The following is a 15,021-nucleotide window of genomic DNA, read 5'->3' as shown; positions in this document are numbered from 1 at the left end:
GAATTGATGATGAAAAAATTAAATTTCAAACCCGTATTGGGCATCATGACGGTTGCCGTGTTGTCGGCTTGTACCATGATTCCCAAATACGAGCAGCCGAATGTGGCCGTGACCGATACGTTTAAATACGATACCGCGCAAAACGGTATTCAGGCGTCTTCTTTGGGCTGGCAGGATTATTTCGCTGATCCGCGTTTGCACCGCCTGATTGAAATCGCGCTGGAGCGCAATACCGATTTGCGTACTGCCGCGCTGAATGCGGAAGCCTACCGCAAACAATATATGATTCAGCGTGCCAATTCTTTGCCGGCGATTAGCGCCACCGGCAGTGGCGGTCGTTCGCGTACTGCACGTGATTTGAGCAGTACCGGCAACGCCTACGTCAGTGAATCATACAGCGTCGGTTTGGGCATTACCTCATACGAGTTGGATTTGTTCGGCAAAGTGCGCAGCAATACCCAAGCCGCGCTGCAAGGCTATTTCAATATGGCCGCGACCCGCGACGCCACGCATTTGAGCTTGATTGCTTCCGTAGCCAAAGCCTATTTCAACGAGCGCTACGCCGAAGACAGCATGGCCTTGGCGAAAGATACGCTGAGAAGCTACCAAGGCACCTACGCTTTGATGCAGTTGCGCTATAAAGCTGGGGTGATTTCTGCTGTGGATTTGCGCCAACAGGAAGCCTTAATCGAATCAGCCAAAGCCAGCTACGAGAGCGCGGTGCAAACCCGCGAGCAGGCGCGTAATGCCTTGGCCGTTTTGATTAATCAGCCGATTCCGGATGATTTGCCTGCGGGTCTGCCGTTAGACAAACAATTCAAAATCCGCAACTTGCCTGCCGGTTTGAGCTCAGAGGTATTGCTTAACCGACCGGACATCCGTGCGGCCGAATTTGCTTTGAAACAAGCCAATGCCAACATCGGCGCGGCGCGTGCGGCATTCTTCCCGAGCATTACGCTGACCAGCACCATCGGCAGCGGTTCGACCGAATTGAGCGATTTGTTTAAAGGCCCGAACCGCACTTGGTCATTCGCGCCGAGTATCAATATCCCGATTTTCAACTGGGGCAGCCTGAAATCCAGCTTGGATTACTATAAAATCCAACAACAAGTACAAGTGGTGGCTTACGAAGCTGCGGTACAATCCGCGTTCCAAGATGTTGCCAATGCTTTGGTGGCGCACGAGCAGTTGGATAAAACCTATGCGGCGTATAAGAAACAGGCTCATGCCTATTCCGAATACCTGCGCTTGGTACAGCTGCGCTACAAACAGGGTGTTGACAGCGCTCTGACCTTGTTTGAAGCGCAACGCAGCGATTACACTGCCGAAACCACGTTGTTGTCTAATCAACTGACTCGCTTGGAAAATATGGCCGACTTGTATAAAGTCTTGGGCGGCGGTTTGAAACGCTTTACCAACGATGCTGAACCGGTAGCCGAAGGTGTGCAGCAGACTGCCGGTAATTAAGCGGTTGCTGTTAAAATCAAATACCCGAATCTTTATCTTGATAAAGGTTCGGGTATTTTATATGGGCTGTATTGATGGGCGTTTAATCACAAGGCCGTCTGAAAATCTAGCGTTTTCAGACGGCCTTGTTTGACGCCTATCGTTGCTTTAAGCAATCGCCACTTTATTCCGCGCCGTTTCCACCAAGCCTTTCAGCCAAGCCTGATGGCCGTTGACCATAATATTCGGTACGCTTTGCGCCAATTCTTTGGCGGGATTACCGATTTGCGATTCTTGGGTCAGAATGCGCACGCGGTTGCCCGGTAAATCTTGCAGCAGCCAAGCGTGGTACACGTCCAGCAGGCCGTCGCCTTCGCCGCATAATCCTTTCCAAGCCAAGCGAACCAAGCCCTCTTCGCGGGTAAACTCCAAGACTTCGGCATAGACGGTAAAGCCGAAGGTATCAAAGGTAAACGGGATGCCGTCTGAAAGCAGGGTCTGGCTGCCGTCGCCGACTCTGACATTGTCGCAGTTGTCTTGATAGTAAATCGCCCAAGCGCGGGTGTCTTCCAAATAGGGCAACACATCGGCAATGCTCAAGCCTTTAACGATGACTTCGTTGGAAGCAAAATTGTCGGTTTCGCCCGGGGTATATTTTTCTGGCCAAATGATGGCGGGTTGTTGGTTACTCATGATGTATCCTTTCGTATTGAGTCGTTATCGTGTTTCGATGGTGCTATGATACGGTTGGATTAGATATTTGTATAATCGTTTATCGTGATATTTTTTATTATAAAAATATATAATTAAACGGATTCAGACGGCCTGGCATATAATATTGCTTTTTTCGTCTTCTCTAAGCCCATGAAATTACAAGCAACACTGAGCGCTTTAATGCTTTGCGCACCGCTGGCCGTCTCTGCCGCCGCGCTGGATTTCGGCCGTATTCCGCCAAATGAAATTTCGGTTTATGTGCAGGAATTGGACAGTGGTAGGGTGGTGGTCGACCACCGCTCGATGGCCGTGGTCAATCCGGCTTCTACTATGAAGCTGGTGACCGCATTTACGGCTTTTCAGGTGTTGGGCAAAGATTATCGCTGGCCGACCGAATGGAAAAGCAATGCGGCTATTCGCAACGGCATGCTGGAAGGCAATATATATTGGGTGGGCAGCGGCGATCCGGTCTTCAATCAGGAAGATTTACAGGCCATGCAACAAGGGTTGCGCGACAAAGGTATCCGCAAAATCAGCGGCCAACTGGTCTTGGATCGCAGCTTATGGGGCGATGTGCGCAATGACAAAGAATTTGCGGCGGATACGGCGGAAGCCTATATGACCCCGCCCGATCCCAATATGCTGGCCTATAAAGTGGTGTGGTTAAAGCCGCAGCGCAATGCGCAGGGTGAGGTGGACATCCAAACCAAACCGCTGTTGCCGGAAATCAAAGTGGATAATAAAGTCACGCTGACATCTTCTGCTGCCGAATGTACGGTGTTGAGCCGCCATATGCGGGCGAACTACGCGGGCGGAGTGCTGCATGTCAGCGGTAAAATTCCCGCTTCGTGTTTGGAGCAGGAAATGTATGTCAACATGCTGACGGTAAAAGATTTTGCCTACCGCAGTTTTGTGAATACATGGCGCAATGCGGGCGGAGAAATTTCAGACGGCCTACAAACGGCGGTGACTCCGCCGAATGCGCAAGTATTGGTACGGCATCTTTCTCCGCTCTTGCAAGACATTCTGACTGAAATGAACAAGCATTCCAATAATCTGATTGCCCGCTCGGTGTATCTGAAATTGGGCGGCAGTCCGGACGTTCAGACGGCATTGCAGCAAGCTGAAGCGGTGGTTCGGCGCGAGCTGGCGGCGGCCGGTGTGGATACGGAAGGCTTGGTATTGGAAAACGGCGCGGGTTTGTCGCGCAAAGAGCGGGTGAGCGCCAAACTGTTGGCGCAAATGCTGGAAAAAGCCTATTTCAGCCCATTTAAGCAGGAATTTATCCACACGCTGCCGATTGCCGGTACTGACGGTACGCTGAAAAAACGCCTCAAGCAGGCGGGTACGCCGCTGCGCTTGAAAACCGGTACGCTCAAAGATGTCCGCGCATTGGCCGGTTATTGGCTGGGCGAAAAGCCGATGATTGTGGTGGCCGTGATTAACAGCCCGCATTCCGATGCGTATTTGAAAGATTTAGACCGCTTGGTGTCGAAAATCGTTTTACCCGGCGGGGACAGCTGGGTGGATGCCAAAAGCAGCTGCGATAAGCGTTTGGTTGCCTAAGTGGGTATCCAAGACCATGCCGATGGGCTTTTTTCAGACGGCCTTGCTATTATAGGCGGTCTCGCGGTGTGCAGTTTCTTGACAATACTTTGCAATTCTCCGAATTTGCGGTATCCTGCCTCGGGCGCTTGATGATGGACATAAGCGTCTTTGGCAGTTATTGATGAGAAGAATAAAGGAATGCATACATGAATCCCATGTATATCACGTTTGGTTTGTATCTGATTGCGGTCTTGCTGATCGGCTTGGCTGCGTATTTTTCCACGCGCAATTTTGACGACTATATCCTCGGCGGCCGCAGCCTCGGCCCGTTTGTCACGGCGATGTCGGCAGGTGCGTCGGATATGTCGGGCTGGCTTTTGATGGGCTTGCCGGGTGCGGTTTACGCGGCGGGTTTGAGCGAATCGTGGATTGCCATCGGTTTGATTATCGGCGCGTGGCTTAACTGGTTGATTGTGGCCGGGCGATTGCGCGTGCATACCGAGCATGCCAATAATGCGCTGACCCTGCCGGATTATTTCTATCACCGTTTCGGCGCCAAAGGGCGGGCGATGAAGGTGATTTCCGCTGTGATTATCTTGTTTTTCTTTACCATTTACTGCGCGTCCGGCGTGGTGGCGGGCGCACGCTTGTTCCAAAGTTTGTTTGAAGGTATCAGCTATGAAACGGCGATGTGGCTGGGCGCAGGCGCAACCATTGCCTACACCTTTATCGGCGGCTTTTTGGCGGTAAGCTGGACGGATACCGTGCAGGCCACGCTGATGATTTTCGCCCTGATTCTGACGCCTGTGATGGTGTATCTTTCTTTAGGCGGTGCGGCAGAAATGCAGGCCGCCATTCAGACGGCCTCTGCCGAAACCGGCAAGCATTACGGCAGCCTGTTTGCCGGAACCACATTCTTAGGCATTATCTCCACCGCCGCATGGGGCTTGGGCTATTTCGGACAGCCGCATATTTTGGCGCGTTTTATGGCAGCGGAAAACGTCAAAGCGCTGTCGGACGCGCGTCGTATCGGCATGACTTGGATGATTTTATGCTTGGGCGGCGCAGTGGCGGTTGGCTATTTCGGTATCGCTTATTTTGGCGGACACCCCGAGCAGCTCGCCGAAATGGGCGGCAACAACGAGCGCATTTTCATCTCGTTGGCGACGCTGCTGTTTAATCCGTGGATTGCCGGTATCATCCTGAGCGCGATTCTGGCGGCGGTCATGTCCACACTTTCCTGCCAGCTGTTGGTTTGCTCCAGCGCGATTACAGAAGACTTTTACAAAGGCTTCCTGCGCCCGCAGGCGGAACAAAAAGAGCTGGTGTGGGTAGGGCGCATTATGGTGTTGGCGGTTGCCATTATCGCTGTTTTGATTGCTGCCGATCCGGAAAGCAAGGTGTTGGGCTTGGTATCCTATGCTTGGGCAGGATTCGGCGCGGCCTTCGGCTCGGTGGTGATTTTGTCGGTTTTATGGAAACGCATGACAGCCAACGGCGCATTGTGGGGCATGATTGCCGGTGCCGTTGTCTGCGTGTCATGGGCGGAATGGGCGAATCCGGCATTGAAAGCAGCCGGATGGTCAACCATGTATGAAATTGTCCCCGGATTTATCGCCTGCGGCCTGACCGTGTTTGTGGTTTCGCTGTTGGATAAAAAACCGGAGGCTTCCGTTATCGCAACATTTGAGCAGGCCGACGCAGAATATCATGCCGCGAAATAATGGTGCATGGGCGCGGGGTAAGCTGTCGCGTAAATAACATCAGGCCGTCTGAAAAATGAGTTAGACACATTTTTCAGACGGCCTCTTATGTTGCCAAAATAAAACGCCCGATAACATTATCGGGCGTTTTTGCGTGTAAGAAAAAGGCGCTTAGTCTTCCCACACCAACAGCGCATGATTGCGGCGGCCACGGCGCACGATGGTGTATTTGCCGAAACGCTTGTGTTCGTCTGTCAACAAGTAAGCATCATCCGGTTTTTCCGCAGCATGGTCGGGGTTGTTTTGCTCGGCAGGCTTGCCGTTTAAAGCCACCGCTTTGCTGGAGACAAAACCGCGCGCTTCTTTATTGGAAGACGCCAGTTGCGCCGTTACCAAGGCTTCCACCACGTTCAGATGGCCGGATACCTTGAATACCGGCAAGCCGTCTAAAGCCAGCTGCTCGAAGTCAGCTTCGGTCAGGCTGCTTTGGTCTTCGGCAAACAGGCTGGCGGAAATGCGTTGCGCCGCTTCCAAAGCCGCTTCGCCGTGAATCAGGTGCGTCATTTCTTCGGCCAGAATGCGCTGCGCTTCCGGTTTCGCACCGCTGGCTTTGTCTTGCGCTTCAATCGCGTCGATTTCTTCCACGCTCAAGAAGGTAAAGAATTTCAGGAATTTATACACGTCGGCGTCGGCCACTTTCAGCCAGAACTGGTAAAACTGATACGGCGAGGTTTTCTTGGCATTCAACCATACCGCGCCGCCTTCGGTTTTGCCGAATTTGGTGCCGTCGGATTTGGTGACCAGCGGCAGGGTCAGGCCGAATACCTGTTTTTGGTTTAAGCGGCGGGTCAGGTCGATACCGTTGGTGATGTTGCCCCATTGGTCGCTGCCGCCGATTTGTAACATTGCGCCGTGGCGTTTGTTCAGCTCGGCAAAGTCATAGCTTTGCAGCAGGGTGTAGGCAAACTCGGTAAACGAAATGCCCACGTCGTCGCGGTCGATACGCTGCTTGACGGATTCCTTGTTCAACATCGCATTCACGGAAAAATGCTTGCCGATGTCGCGCAGGAAATCCAGACAGTTCATGCCGCCGAACCAATCGTAGTTATTCGCTATAATCGCGGCATTGTCGCCTTCAAAACTCAAAAACGGCTCCAACTGGGCGCGAATGCTGGCTACCCATTGCTGTATGGTTTCCAGCGTATTCAGGCTGCGCTCGACGGCTTTAAAGCTCGGGTCGCCGATCATACCGGTTGCTCCGCCCACCAGTGCCACCGGCGTATGACCGGCCTGCTGGAAACGGCGCAAAGCCAATACCGGCAGCAAATGGCCGATGTGCAGGCTGTCGGCAGTGGGGTCGAAACCGCAGTAGAGGGCGATTTTCTGTTCGTTCAACAAAGCGTCTAAGGCTTCGATGTCAGTGGTTTGCGCGATCAAACCGCGCGCTTGGAGGTCTTGGATAACAGAGGTCATTTATATTTTCTCAATTTTTATTGTTGTGGATTAGAAAAATCGGTTTTCAGACAGCATGGGAATCAGGAGGCCATGCCGTTGCGCTTTTCCTATGCCAAAACATGATGGCAGCGCTTTTACACATTAAACAAGAAATGCATTACATCGCCGTCTTGCACGACATAATCTTTACCTTCCACGCGCATTTTGCCGGCTTCTTTGGCTTTGGCTTCGCCGCCCAGGGCGATAAAGTCTTCATAGGCAATCACTTGCGCACGGATAAAGCCGCGCTCGAAGTCGGTATGGATGACGCCGGCAGCTTGCGGGGCGGTATCGCCTTTATGAATCGTCCAAGCGCGGACTTCTTTGACGCCTGCGGTGAAATAGGTTTGCAGACCCAAAAGGTCGTAACCAGCGCGGATAAGGCGGTTTAAGCCCGGCTCTTCCAAGCCCATTTCGGCGAGGAACTCGGCTTTTTCATCGTCTTCCAACTCGGCGATTTCGCTCTCCATCGCGGCGCACACGGCTACTACAGGCGCATTTTCTTTGGCGGCCAACTCTTTTAAGCGGTCAAGATGCGGGTTGTTTTCAAAACCGTCTTCGGCGACGTTGCCGACATACATGGCGGGTTTGGCGGTGAGCAAAAACAGCGGGCGCAGCATGGCGCGTTGCTCGTCGTCCAAGCCAAACGAGCGCACGGGTTTGCCTTCGTCCAAATGCGGCAGCAGCTTTTTGCACAAATCCACCAGCTTCTGCGCGTCTTTGTCGCCGCTGCGGGCGCGTTTTTCTTCGCGCACGATGGCTTTTTCTACGGCAGCGAGGTCGGCCAGCGCCAGCTCGGTGCCGATGGTTTCGATGTCGGCAATCGGATCGACTTTACCGGCCACGTGCACGATGTTGTCGTCGTCAAAGCAGCGCACCACGTTTACAATCGCGTCGGTTTCGCGGATGTTGGCGAGAAACTGGTTGCCTAAGCCTTCGCCTTTGCTCGCGCCTGCCACCAAACCGGCAATATCGACAAACTCGACGATGGCAGGCTGCATTTTTTGCGGGTTGACGATTTTTGCCAGCTCCGCCATGCGCGGGTCGGGTACTTCGACAATGCCGACGTTCGGCTCAATGGTGCAAAACGGATAGTTGGCCGCTTCAATGCCCGATTGGGTTAACGCGTTAAACAGGGTGGATTTGCCGACGTTGGGCAGGCCGACGATACCGCATTTCAAGCTCATGTTTTTTCCTGAAAATAGATTGATTTAATCGCGGATTATAGCATAGTTGCGCCATATGGGGCGGACGGCAAGGCCGTCTGAAAACGATATGCCGGTAGAGGTTTTCAGACGGCCTTATATACTGGCAAAATTGATAGGCGGGCGCTTACCGGGCGTATGGTTGTATTTGATGCTATCAGTTTATTTAAACAATAAAATCAACACCAAAGCCACTGCAATCACTGCCAGCCACAGACTTTGCCGTTGTTGGATTTTCACCAGATGGACATAGGCGTCGCGCATTTCCTGCTGGCGGTTTTCATCCACCAGTGCGCTGAGTTTGCGCGGCAGGCTGGGTAGGATTTGCGCCCAATCCGGCGCTTCGTTTTTCAGGTTGTTGAAGAGGGCTTTGGGGCCGATTTGCTCGTTCATCCAGCGGGTAAGGAACGGTTTGGCGGTCGCCCATAAATCCAAATCGGGATCGAGCTGGCGGCCTAAGCCTTCGATATTGAGCAGGGTTTTTTGCAGCAAAACCAGTTGCGGCTGGATTTCCACATTAAAACGGCGGCTGACTTCAAACAGGCGCATGAGTACCAAGCCGAAGGAAATCTGCGAAATCGGCTTGTTGAAAATCGGTTCGCACACACTGCGTACGGCGGCTTCCAAATCTTCGGCGCGGGTGTCGGCCGGTACCCAACCCGACTCGATGTGGGCGGTGGCGACGCGGTGGTAATCGCGGTTGAAAAAGGCGAGGAAGTTAATCGCCAGATAGCGCTTGTCGTAATCGGTGAGCGTACCGACGATGCCGAAATCCAGCGCGATGTAGCGGTTGTCGGCGCCCACTAAAATATTGCCTGGGTGCATGTCAGCATGGAAAAAGCCGTCGTGGAACACTTGGGTAAAGAAGATTTCCACGCCGTAATCGGCCAGTTTTTTCAAATCTATGCCGTCGGCTTTGAGGCGGGCGATGTCGCTGATGGGCGTGCCGTCCATCCATTCAATCGTCAACACGTCGCGGCTGCAATAGTCGTAAAACACTTTCGGCACAATCAGCATATCGCTGTTTTGAAAATTGCGCCCGATTTGGCTGGCGTTGGCTGCCTCGCGCATCAAATCCAGCTCGTCATGCAAGTATTTGTCGAATTCGTCCACCACTTCGCGCGGTTTCAGGCGCTTGCCGTCTGAAAACAGGCGTTCTACCCAGCCTGCGCCCAAGCGCATTAAGGCCAAATCCTGCTCAATTACGGGAATCAGATTCGGGCGCAACACTTTCACTGCTACATGCTCGCCGCTGTGCAGACGAGCCCGGTGAACTTGGGCGATGGAGGCGCTGGCGACAGGTTCGGTTTCAAATTCGGCGTAGAGTTCGGCAATCGGTTTGCCTAAAGACTGCTCGATTTGGCGGCGTGACAACTGCGCGTCAAACGGCGGCACGCGGTCTTGCAATTTAGCCAGTTCGACGGCATAGGCGTGCGGAATCAGGTCGGGGCGGGTGGACAGGACTTGGCCGAATTTGACGAAAATCGGGCCGAGGTGTTCCAAGGCCAAACGCAGGCGTACCGGCAGCGGCTCGGTGGCGTATTCGGAGGATTGCGGCAGTTTTCCCAGCAACGTGCGCGCCCAGCCGGGCTGAACCAAACCGGCAAATAAATCGGCCAAGCCGTAGAGATATAGGGTGCGCAGGATGGTGTTAATGCGTTTGAACCATTTCATAGCAAGCATTCGGTAGCGGGGGAAACACGATTATACGGGATATGGGCGGGTATCGCCAAAGCGGAGTCAAGCAGAAAAAGGCCGTCTGAACGGATAGGGTTCAGACGGCCTGACGATACGGTTTACAAAAATTTGGCTGCGAAATAGCCGACGGCAATGAGGGCAAACATCAGAACGGCAGCGAAAATGCCGAGAAAGAAGTTTTTCCGCTTGCTGGCAATCGACTTCAAATCGGGATTTTTGCCCAACTCTTCGCGCAATTTTTCTTCCAATTCCGCACGGATTTGTTTGCGCAGGCGTTTTTCTTCTTTTTCTTTTTCCTGTTGCAGCTTATGGGCGATTTCGGTTTGCTTTTTATGCTCGAACGCTAATTTTTCCTGCCACTCGATACGCTTGCGCTGGATGGTTTGCTCGTTGGCATAAGCGAAATGGAAGTGGCAAATCCGGCATTCGGTATCTTCGGGATTTTCGATGATGGTCAGGCAAACCGGACATTGATGGATTTCGGGCGTACCGGTTTCTTCTTCCGCTTCGTCGTTGTTGGGTTCCAATTCCATCGAAAGGCGCACGATAACGTCCAAGCCCAAGTAGTTGAAATAGTGTTGGGCGTTTTCACGTTCGCTTTGGGTGCAGTTTTCGGCGATGATGACCTGCGGGCGCTCTGCCAGCGCTTTAATCAAATCTTCGGCTTCTGTTTCAGGAAGATTCTCATACAGGCAGGCGTTGATACGCTCCCGATCGACTTCGGGAGGGTAGGAAACGTACACGTCATAAAACTTTTTTTGTTGCGTCATTATTGTCCCAGTAGATAAGGATGGCAATGCCGCATTTTTGGTATTTTCGCCGGCACGTCGGATTATCTAATTGTTTTATTCAGTATAAGTGTTATGCAGACACTTGTCTTGCACAACGGATAAATGGGTATTATTCGGTTAAAATCGGCACTGCGGTTGCGATAAGACGTAAGCTCCCCAGTTTGGTAAATCACTTTGGAAGATATAAACAGGCGGATTATAAATGATAGCCCGGTTCTTTAAAAGTAGGGGAAATGCAAAGGCCGTCTGAACAGCTTGGAAAAACTGTTCAGACGACCTTCATCATGATTTGCCTCAAACTGAGAATGACGAGCCGCAACCGCAAGTGGTTTCAGCATTCGGATTACGAATTACAAATTGCGAACCTTGTAGGCTTTCGGTGTAGTCGATTTCTGCACCGACCAGATACTGGTAGCTCATCGGGTCAACCAAGAAGGTCAAACCGTTTTTCTCAATTTCGAAATCGTCGTCATTTTTGATTTCGTCAAAGGTAAAACCGTATTGGAAACCGGAGCAGCCGCCGCCGTTAACGAAGACGCGCAGTTTCAAATCGGGGTTGTTTTCTTCAGCGATTAGGTCAGCCACTTTGGTGCAGCAGCTGTCGGTAAAGACAATCGGGCTTTCGTCTGACATGATGTGATTCCTTTTACTTTTATGTAGATATGTCTGCGTATTGTCGCGCAAACGGTTTGCTAAGGCAAGTTTGGCCGATTGCGCAAAAATCAAGAGGCAGTGATAAAAATGTCAGAGATTCAGATGCTGCGGCCAAACCATTCCACCCGGCCGATGACAGCAACGTCATCAGTCGGGTGTTTCAAATCAATTTCAAAAGCGGGGTAGGCTTCGTTGGCCGAGATGACATTGACGATACCCCCCGGAATCAGTTGCAGGCGTTTGACCAGCAGGTTTTCGTTTAAACGCAATACATACAGACCGTCGCGCGGTGTGGTTTCGCCATGATTAATCAGGATGGTGTCGCCGTCATTCAAAACGCCTTCCATCGAATCGCCTTTAACGGAAATAACCGACAAATTCTTGGTATCGCGGGTAACGTAAGTTTCTACCCAGTCCCGACGGAAAGCCATGGTAAAAACAGGTTTCTCGTTGCCGACCAGTTGGCCGTGACCGGCGGCGGCTTGGATGTCGTAACGGGGGATAAAAATAAATTCATCCACATCCACCGGATTACCGAGCGTATCGTAAGCGGTCGTATTCTGAGCAGCAGCGTTAGGGTAAGGGTCGCCTTCTCCGGTAAGCAGCCAATCAATACTACAACCTTTTAATTGCTTGATTTTTTTTAAAGTCTCGGATTTCGGTAGACCGCCTTCATTCCAAATCCGACTGAATCCGGCGATGGTCATGTCGATATCGGCGGCAATTTTGGCTTGTTTGGCTTCGTCTTTCCATAAAAAAGCCAATCTGTCTTTAAAGGTATTCATGTTATTCCTTTGCGGGTAGTGTGATTTTTCATACTACGCTGGGTGATTTATCCATAGTTTATCTTATTTTTCAGAAAAATGTAAGAAAAATATTAGTCGATATAAGAAAAAGTATTGCATTTTTTGTTTTTGCTTAGTATTATTCGATTAACTCAAGATTAATCGTAGCTCTTTCGGGTATTTGTACGATTATGTATAGATTAATTATTTATAACAGCTTTTGAGTATTAATTTGGTAAGAAAAATATTACTATTTTTGGCAAAAGTAAGATTTTATTGGAAAGGAATGGATATGACCGTTTATCGCAAAAATACTTGGTTGGCTGTTGCAGCGGTAGTGTTGGGGTTGGTGGCATTCCCGGTCAGCTATTCGGAAGCGCAATCGTCAGGTTTACATTTATCTGCTTCGGAATGTGAGCAATTAGATGGTTTGGTTTTAGAAAAGATGAGTATCCGTCAGCAGGAGGTGTCTTTTCAGTGCGATATGCTGGAGGCTTCGCATGATTGGGAGCAGCAGTATGGCGGTTTAAACGAGCAGGAGCGGATGGCTGGTGTGGTGTATGAATAATATGATTACCGGTTGGCATTCGTGCTGCAAACAACGGCCAAAATGCAATGTGTAGGGGTCAGGCCGTCTGAAAAAAAGATAGATTTTTTCAGACGGCCTCATTCATGTTGGCGATTATGGGAAGGGCTTATTAAGGCAGCAGCGGTGCGGCTTGTAAACCGGTATTTTCAGTAAAGCCGAACATAATGTTCATATTTTGAACGGCTTGCCCGGCTGCACCTTTAACCAAGTTATCAATCACCGATAAGATGACCCAAACATTCTCATTGCCCGCCGCTTTTTGAATGCTGATACGGCAGATATTGGCGCCGCGAACACTACGGGTTTCTGGCGTTGAACCAGGTTGCATGACATCGACAAACGGACTGTCTTGATAGAAGTCGCGTAAGATGTCATAGGGGTTGCAACCGTCTTGCAGGTGTAGGTAAACGGTGGCATGCATACCGCGAATCATGGGCGTGAGATGGGGGACGAACACGAAGCCTTCGGCGACACCGTTTTGCAAACCGGCGATGGTTTGCTTGATTTCCGGCAGATGACGGTGGCCGCCGATACCGTAGGCTTTAAAGTTGTCTCCGGCTTCACACAGCAGCGAACCGACGCTGGCTTTGCGGCCTGCGCCGGACACACCGGATTTGCAGTCGGCAATCAGCGGCGCGTGCGCTTGCAGTAAGCCGTTTTTCAGTAGGGGGAGCAAAGGTAGGGAAACGCAAGTCGGGTAGCAGCCAGGATTGGCGACGATTTTCGCACCTGCAATGGCTTCGCGGTTCATTTCACATAAACCATACACCGCTTGCGGAACGATTTCAGGGCAGGCGTGGGTCATTCCGTACCATTTTTCCCAAGTCGGAATATCTTGCAAACGGAAATCGGCCGACAAATCCACAATGCGCACGCCTTTAGCCAAGAGTGCGGGCGCTTCCTTCATTGCAACGCCGTTTGGTGTGGCAAAAAATACCACATTGCATTGCTCGAGTTTTGCTTCATCGGGTGTTTGGAACACCAAATCATAAATGCCGCGCAAACTGGGGAAGTAATCGGCTACGGCAATGCCCGCTTCGCTGCGGCTGGTGACGGCGGTTACTTCGACGTTGGGGTGTGTGGTCAGCAGGCGCAACAGTTCGACACCAGTATAACCGGTGGCGCCGACGATACCAACTTTAATTTTTGTGTTCATGATAAATGATTTTCCGATGGCTATTGGTTTGAAAACAGTTGATGGGTAGTTTAAGGGTTGTTTGGCCGTCTGAAAAGGGAGAACCTGCTTTCTTTTGATAGTTGATGAATAGTATTACGCTTGGATTGCGGTATGAACAAAGGCCGTCTGAAACAGCTGGGATTGTGTTTCAGACGGCCTTTTGGCAAGAAACGAATTTTGCTTAGAATAACAGCTCGGTCGGCTCACTGCCGCTCGGAATACTTTGAGCCGGATAAGTAGGTGCAGAAGCGGCTTTGTTGGCCGGAGCGGTGATGGCAGAAGCGGCGGAATTCGGTACGCTGTCGCCGGCATCAATTTCAATTTCAGAGCCTGCCGGTAATACCTGATCTTGAACCGGTGCCGGTTTCGGAACAACCTTCGGTTTGCTGAATGCAGCCGAACCGCTGGTCCAGGCGATGGATTTCAGCGGAGTTTTCAATTTTTCACCTTTGGCACAAGTCAAGCAGTTGGAGGCGCCGGTACGGTTTTTCAGAATAGCGTCAACACGTTTGCTGTTGATGTTTTTGCCGTGCGCTTTTGACCAAGCAGCAATGCTTTTGCGCAACGCAGCCGTGTCGAGATTTTTCTTGTTGTAAGGGTCGCGGTAAGCTGCTAACCATAAGTTTTTGTTGGCATCTTCGTTCAATGAAGCCAGCTGGTAGATAACGGAGGCGGGCGAACCTGTGGTGACGGTTTTGGCGAATTCCAAAGCGTCCGGAGATTTCATGCGGACACAGCCGTGACTGCGTACGCCCGGTACGCTGGAAGGCGCATTGGTACCGTGAATGCCCAAGCCGAGTTTCGGGTCGCCAAGACGGACGAAAACCGGCCCCAGCGGATTTTTCGAGCCGGGCGGAATGCTTTTAACGCCGTCGTTACGTTCTTTTTGGATGGATTTCGGGATGTGCCAAGTCGGGTTGAAGGCTTTGGCACCGATTTTGTGTTCACCCAGTGTGGTTTGAGTTAATGCTTTGCCGACGGTAATAGGGTAAACTTTTTCAATCTGACCATTTTTATAGAGGAACAGGCGTTGCTGCGTGACGCTGATGACGACATGGTAGCCTTCGGAAACCGGTGAAACGTCGGGCAGCAGGGAGGTTGCGCCGGTATTGGCCAATGCGGATGTTGCCAAGGTGAGTGCGAATAAACTGAAACAAGTCTTTTTCATGTATTTGTCTGTATTTTAATTAAAAGTGATTAAAAGAAGATTTTAGTGA

At 51.2% G+C, this 15,021-nt stretch carries 13 protein-coding genes; 4 read left to right on the top strand and 9 right to left on the bottom strand.

What is annotated here, in order from left to right; all coding sequences use genetic code 11:
* The first annotated feature begins 9 nt into the window (after nucleotides 1-9).
* Nucleotides 10-1,467, top strand: coding sequence for an efflux transporter outer membrane subunit (locus J2T37_RS00965; RefSeq protein ID WP_253353464.1), 1,458 nt, complete (start codon nucleotides 10-12; stop codon nucleotides 1,465-1,467).
* A gap of 147 nt (nucleotides 1,468-1,614) precedes the next feature.
* Here the strand turns inward: J2T37_RS00965 and J2T37_RS00960 are convergent, their stop codons facing one another.
* On the bottom strand, nucleotides 1,615-2,139 hold the full coding sequence (locus tag J2T37_RS00960) for an SRPBCC domain-containing protein (RefSeq protein ID WP_253353322.1): 525 nt from the start codon (nucleotides 2,137-2,139) through the stop codon (nucleotides 1,615-1,617).
* Between the two features lie 171 nt (nucleotides 2,140-2,310).
* Between J2T37_RS00960 and dacB the strand changes: the two genes are divergently transcribed.
* Both dacB and putP read left to right on the top strand, forming a co-directional pair.
* Nucleotides 2,311-3,726, top strand: coding sequence for a D-alanyl-D-alanine carboxypeptidase/D-alanyl-D-alanine endopeptidase (gene dacB / locus J2T37_RS00955; RefSeq protein WP_253353321.1), 1,416 nt, complete (start codon nucleotides 2,311-2,313; stop codon nucleotides 3,724-3,726).
* A 188-nt stretch (nucleotides 3,727-3,914) separates the two neighbouring features.
* Nucleotides 3,915-5,432 (top strand): sodium/proline symporter PutP, encoded by a 1,518-nt coding sequence (gene putP / locus J2T37_RS00950; protein WP_253353320.1) that lies wholly within the window; start codon nucleotides 3,915-3,917, stop codon nucleotides 5,430-5,432.
* Between the two features lie 150 nt (nucleotides 5,433-5,582).
* Here the strand turns inward: putP and tyrS are convergent, their stop codons facing one another.
* From tyrS to J2T37_RS00920, 6 genes are all read right to left on the bottom strand, one after another.
* Nucleotides 5,583-6,884 (bottom strand): tyrosine--tRNA ligase, encoded by a 1,302-nt coding sequence (gene tyrS / locus J2T37_RS00945; protein ID WP_253353319.1) that lies wholly within the window; start codon nucleotides 6,882-6,884, stop codon nucleotides 5,583-5,585.
* Nucleotides 6,885-7,000: 116 nt separating this feature from the next.
* Nucleotides 7,001-8,092, bottom strand: a complete 1,092-nt coding sequence (ychF, locus tag J2T37_RS00940; RefSeq protein ID WP_253353318.1) for a redox-regulated ATPase YchF — start codon at nucleotides 8,090-8,092, stop codon at nucleotides 7,001-7,003.
* A 180-nt stretch (nucleotides 8,093-8,272) separates the two neighbouring features.
* Nucleotides 8,273-9,784 (bottom strand): ubiquinone biosynthesis regulatory protein kinase UbiB, encoded by a 1,512-nt coding sequence (gene ubiB, locus J2T37_RS00935; RefSeq protein ID WP_253353317.1) that lies wholly within the window; start codon nucleotides 9,782-9,784, stop codon nucleotides 8,273-8,275.
* A gap of 122 nt (nucleotides 9,785-9,906) precedes the next feature.
* Nucleotides 9,907-10,578, bottom strand: a complete 672-nt coding sequence (locus J2T37_RS00930; RefSeq protein WP_253353316.1) for a hypothetical protein — start codon at nucleotides 10,576-10,578, stop codon at nucleotides 9,907-9,909.
* A gap of 315 nt (nucleotides 10,579-10,893) precedes the next feature.
* Nucleotides 10,894-11,232, bottom strand: coding sequence for an iron-sulfur cluster insertion protein ErpA (erpA, locus tag J2T37_RS00925; protein WP_253353315.1), 339 nt, complete (start codon nucleotides 11,230-11,232; stop codon nucleotides 10,894-10,896).
* A gap of 119 nt (nucleotides 11,233-11,351) precedes the next feature.
* Nucleotides 11,352-12,038 (bottom strand): S24 family peptidase, encoded by a 687-nt coding sequence (locus tag J2T37_RS00920; protein ID WP_253353314.1) that lies wholly within the window; start codon nucleotides 12,036-12,038, stop codon nucleotides 11,352-11,354.
* 292 nt (nucleotides 12,039-12,330) lie between these two features.
* On the opposite strand from J2T37_RS00920, the gene J2T37_RS00915 reads away from it, so the two are divergent.
* Nucleotides 12,331-12,606, top strand: a complete 276-nt coding sequence (locus J2T37_RS00915; protein ID WP_253353313.1) for a hypothetical protein — start codon at nucleotides 12,331-12,333, stop codon at nucleotides 12,604-12,606.
* A 130-nt stretch (nucleotides 12,607-12,736) separates the two neighbouring features.
* Here J2T37_RS00915 and argC read toward each other — a convergent pair whose 3' ends face one another.
* Both argC and J2T37_RS00905 read right to left on the bottom strand, forming a co-directional pair.
* Entirely contained in the window at nucleotides 12,737-13,783 is a 1,047-nt protein-coding gene (gene argC / locus J2T37_RS00910; protein WP_253353312.1) for an N-acetyl-gamma-glutamyl-phosphate reductase, read from the bottom strand.
* A 202-nt stretch (nucleotides 13,784-13,985) separates the two neighbouring features.
* On the bottom strand, nucleotides 13,986-14,972 hold the full coding sequence (locus J2T37_RS00905; protein ID WP_253353311.1) for a L,D-transpeptidase: 987 nt from the start codon (nucleotides 14,970-14,972) through the stop codon (nucleotides 13,986-13,988).
* Between the last annotated feature and the right edge of the window lie 49 nt (nucleotides 14,973-15,021).

It is taken from the genome of Neisseria perflava (assembly GCF_024170405.1).
In the GTDB taxonomy this organism is placed as follows: domain Bacteria; phylum Pseudomonadota; class Gammaproteobacteria; order Burkholderiales; family Neisseriaceae; genus Neisseria; species Neisseria perflava_B.
Note: the sequence above shows the minus strand (reverse complement) of the source record. Positions and strands in the feature narration are given on the sequence as shown.